Source organism: Betaproteobacteria bacterium (assembly GCA_016791345.1).
Taxonomy (GTDB): Bacteria; Pseudomonadota; Gammaproteobacteria; order Burkholderiales; family JAEUMW01; genus JAEUMW01.
This window is the reverse complement of sequence record JAEUMW010000196.1, coordinates 1-2,621: the sequence shown is the minus strand read 5'-3', so window position 1 is coordinate 2,621 and position 2,621 is coordinate 1. Positions and strand designations below refer to the sequence as shown.

At 64.4% G+C, this 2,621-nt stretch carries 2 protein-coding genes and 2 pseudogenes; all 4 read left to right on the top strand.

What is annotated here, in order from left to right; genetic code table 11:
• Positions 1–197 (top strand): hypothetical protein (locus JNK68_07410; protein ID MBL8540183.1); only part of this gene is annotated, 197 nt, incomplete at its 5' end.
• 173 nt (positions 198–370) lie between these two features.
• A complete protein-coding gene (locus JNK68_07405) occupies positions 371–1,573 on the top strand; it encodes an ammonium transporter (protein MBL8540182.1) in 1,203 nt (400 codons plus the stop codon).
• 64 nt (positions 1,574–1,637) lie between these two features.
• A pseudogene (locus JNK68_07400) lies at positions 1,638–2,058 on the top strand (Fic family protein).
• Positions 2,059–2,402: pseudogene (locus JNK68_07395) on the top strand (ATP-binding protein). It begins immediately after the preceding pseudogene.
• Positions 2,403–2,621: the final 219 nt, after the last annotated feature.

The window sequence follows — 2,621 nt, the reverse complement described above, 5'->3', positions numbered from 1 at the left end:
CGCAGCGCGGCGAAGCGATCCTGCTCTTCACCACCGACGCCGCGCTCACCCGCGAGCGCCTGCAGGAGGCCGCGCGCGCCGGCGGACACCCGGAGATCGCGGTGCCGCGCAAGCTCGTGGTGGTCGAGGCGCTGCCGCTGCTCGGCACCGGCAAGGTCGACTATGTGACGCTCAAACGCATGGCCGACGCGGCGTAGCATCGTCGAGAGCGGGCGAGCGTTCGAACGCGTCACGCTGCGGTGCGCCCGTCGCCGCTCGCCCAGAGCTCAATCTATAATCCTCGCCCAGCGCGCGGCCATGACCCACGCATCCGCCACCCACAGCCGGTCGGTTCCGCCCGCCACACGAATAGACACTAGGGAGCGCAGCAATGGAAAACCTGAAGGCGAGTACCGACGTACTCTTCGTGCTGCTGGGAGCAATCATGGTCCTGGCGATGCATTCCGGGTTCGCTTTCCTCGAGGTCGGCACCGTGCGCGAGAAGAACCAGGTGAACGCGCTGGTCAAGATCCTCGCCGACTTCGCGATGTCGACCGTGGCGTACTTCTTCGTCGGCTATCTGATAGCCTACGGAACCGGCTTCCTGGCGAGCGCCAGCGATCTCGCGCAGAAGAGCGGCTTCGATCTCGTGAGATTCTTCTTTCTGCTCACGTTCGCGGCTGCCGTCCCGGCGATCATTTCCGGCGGCATCGCGGAGCGGGCGAGTTTCAACCCGCAGATCATTGCTACCCTCCTCATCGTCGCGCTCGTCTATCCCTTCTTCGAAGGCATCGCGTGGAACGATCGCTTCGGCGTTCAGGCATGGATGGAAGCCGAGTTCGGTACTAAGTTTCACGATTTCGCGGGGTCGGTAGTGGTGCACGCCATGGGCGGCTGGCTCGCCCTCGCGGCAGTGCTGCTGCTGGGTCCGCGGCGCGGCCGCTACACCCGCGAGGGGACGATGGTCGCGCACCCACCATCGAGCATCCCCTTTCTCGCTCTGGGTGCCTGGGTGCTGACTGTCGGCTGGTTTGGGTTCAACGTGATGTCGGCTCAGAGCATCGAAAAAATCAGCGGGCTGGTCGCGTTGAACTCGCTCATGGCCATGGCGGGCGGCACGCTCGCGGCGCTCGTCGTCGGGCGGAACGACCCTGGATTCGTCCATAACGGACCGCTCGCAGGGTTGGTGGCGGTATGCGCCGGCTCCGATGTGATGCATCCCGTGGGCGGTCTCGTCACCGGCGCGGTCGCCGGCGCCCTCTTTGTTGTCATGTTCCCCGTGACCCAGCAGCGGATGAAGATCGACGATGTGCTGGGCGTGTGGCCGCTGCACGGACTGTGCGGGGCGTGGGGCGGGATCGCTGCCGCGCTCTTCGGCGCGACCGCGATGGGTGGCCTCGGCGGCGTGAGCTTGAGGGCGCAAGTGATGGGCACGTTGCTCGGCATCGTGATTGCGCTGCTGGGAGGCTTCATCGTCTACGGCGTGCTCAGGGCAACCGTCGGCATTCGGCTCGACCCGGAGGAGGAGTTCAAGGGTGCGGACTTGAGCATCCACCAGATTGGCGCGACACCGGAGCGGGAGTCGGGGTGGTGAGGCGTTGCGCGCGGCCGGCGGACAGATGGTCGCGCGTTATCGTGCAACTTGCGCCTGAACCGAGATCACCCCCGAAATCCTGAGTCTCATCGCTGGCATCGATGAGTTCAAGGGCGCATGGCGCGCGCTCGGTGCGCTGGCGCCAGACCGGCGCTGCGGCGGGGCGCGACCATCGAGAGCATCGGCTCATCCACCCGCATCGAGGGCAGCAAGCTCTCGGACCGCGAGGTCGAGCGGCTGCTGTCCAATCTGCAGATCAAGTCGTTCGGCACGCGTGACGAGCAGTGGTGGCCGGTTACGCCGAAGTCATGGAGCTGGCGTTCTCATCGTGGCAGGACATCGCGTTCACCAAAAACACGTCAGGCAGTTGCACCGCGACCTCCTCGTCTACAGCGAGAAAAGACGCGTGGCAACGCGGCAACTACAAGACCTCGCCGAACAGCGTGGCAGCGTTCGACGAGGAAGGGCAACAGGTCGGCGTGGTGTTGCTATCCCAGTGCAACACCTTCCTCCTCCACCGGATAAGCAACGATCGCGACCAGGAGCTGGTCCATCGTCTTGTTCCGGACAACCTGAGAGGGTTGCTTCGCGAGCTGCCGTCGCTCCCGTCACAGAGTGCGATCTTGCTCGGTTGGGCATCGGAGCGACCGGTGCTGGTGAGAATGAACGACCTGCCCAAGTTACAACAGCCACGTTCCGATGACCCGGAATTCTGGGGGGTGGGGTAGGCAAGGATGAAGACGGTGTGACCGTAACGCGCCATACGGACTGGGAACGGATTGACGAAGACTGGCAGCAAGGGCCGATGACAGGAAGGGAGCGTGGTTGATGATCACCGAACGGGAGTCCTACCGGTAAATAAAGGAACCGGGCCTGGCCGCGTACTATTCGGCGGGCCGGTGCGCTCTGCATTGCCAAGCCACCACTCTTCCCGAAAGCGTTCCTCCAGAAAGCCGATCAGCGCCGTGACCTTCGCCGGGACCAGTTTCGGCGAGGGATAGATCGCGTGGATCTCCTGGTCTGGCAGCAGGTGGTCGGTCATGATCTG